Annotated in this window: 1 protein-coding gene; it reads left to right on the top strand. The window is 33.1% G+C overall.

Annotated elements, in window-relative coordinates; translation table 11 throughout:
- Window positions 1-210: immunoglobulin-like domain-containing protein (locus tag V7659_RS12910; RefSeq protein WP_335540334.1), on the top strand; the 210-nt coding region annotated here is incomplete at its 5' end.
- Window positions 211-1,277: the final 1,067 nt, after the last annotated feature.

The raw sequence follows: 1,277 nt of genomic DNA, 5'->3' as shown, positions 1-1,277 counted from the left end.
GCAACTAATAAAACGATTAAACTCAAATCGACTTTAAATCCAAGAACAGGGGTTAAAGCAAAGGACAATGTTGACGGAAATTTGACTGGTAATATTAAAATTACAGGTACTGTTAACACTAAGAAAAAAGGCACATATACACTGACTTATTCTGTTACAGATCGTTCAGGCAATAAAACCGTGGTCAAAAGAAAAGTAAAAGTAAAATAATATTAGTAGAGTAAGAAACTGATTTCAATGGGATAGCCTCACGGCTATCTCTTTTACTTTCAATTCCTTCAAACGTAGTATTGAGCATTGTATTAAAACAGGTGAGCGTGGAACACCATTTGGTTTAAAGTTTTGGTATAAAGTTATAACAGATGGCCAGAAGTCAGCTTAAACCGATCTTAACGTCAGAATGAATAGAGTAAGCTGGTTCAATCTGAACTGATGCAAAGATCACAAAAAACCACCAAGAAGACGGTTAAAAAGTATCGGCTATTGTGTTTTACCTTTAAACCTATAATTCGTATATAACTTAATAGATTATGATTCATTTGACCTAGCAATTCTAAAACACGAATCGCAATACATAGGAACAAGATTTGTTTCATTATGGGAAGGAAATACCATAAATAATAAAGAATAGTGTTTCTAAGAACTTTTCTTAATCGATAAATTGTCTAGAGGTGATATAAGTGGTAAATAAGTTTAAAGATAAAGAATCTGAATATGAGAAGTGGTGCAAAGAGCATAAGAATGGATTTATTTTCAACAATGCAGGTGGACCAACAGGGAACGTTCTTCATATTGTGGGTTGTCGTTATTTAAACACTCCACGATATACCGGCACCTACACAACACGATATACTAAATTTTGTTCGGACAATCTGAACGATCTGACCGAGGCAGCTGATGAAGAAAGCAAACACCATGGTTGGAGGCGGTGTAAAGCTTGTTTCAAATTAGTATAATTGTACATTTTTAAATAATGGTTTACTTTAGTTGCTCATTTTCTACTGGGATATACAATATTTAATCTCTATCTCTTAATTTTTAGACTAATAAATCCATGATGCAATGATCAAAAAAATAGTTGAAGCTATAAACCACTTTGCGATACTAAAACGGTTAGCAGTCTTATCTAGTTCGAAAAAACGTTTAACTTCATCTGTGGTTATCCTTGTTGCAAAGACTGAATTAGAATCGTTCATACAAATATACCGCCTTATGCCTTATTTCAAATCTTACAGCATCTCTATATTGGATTTTTTCCAACTTCCTTACCTATATAC

Origin of the sequence: Neobacillus drentensis, assembly GCF_036966985.1 — a bacterium.
Lineage (GTDB): Bacteria > Bacillota > Bacilli > Bacillales > Cytobacillaceae > Neobacillus > Neobacillus drentensis_E.
Note: the sequence above shows the minus strand (reverse complement) of the source record. Positions and strands in the feature narration are given on the sequence as shown.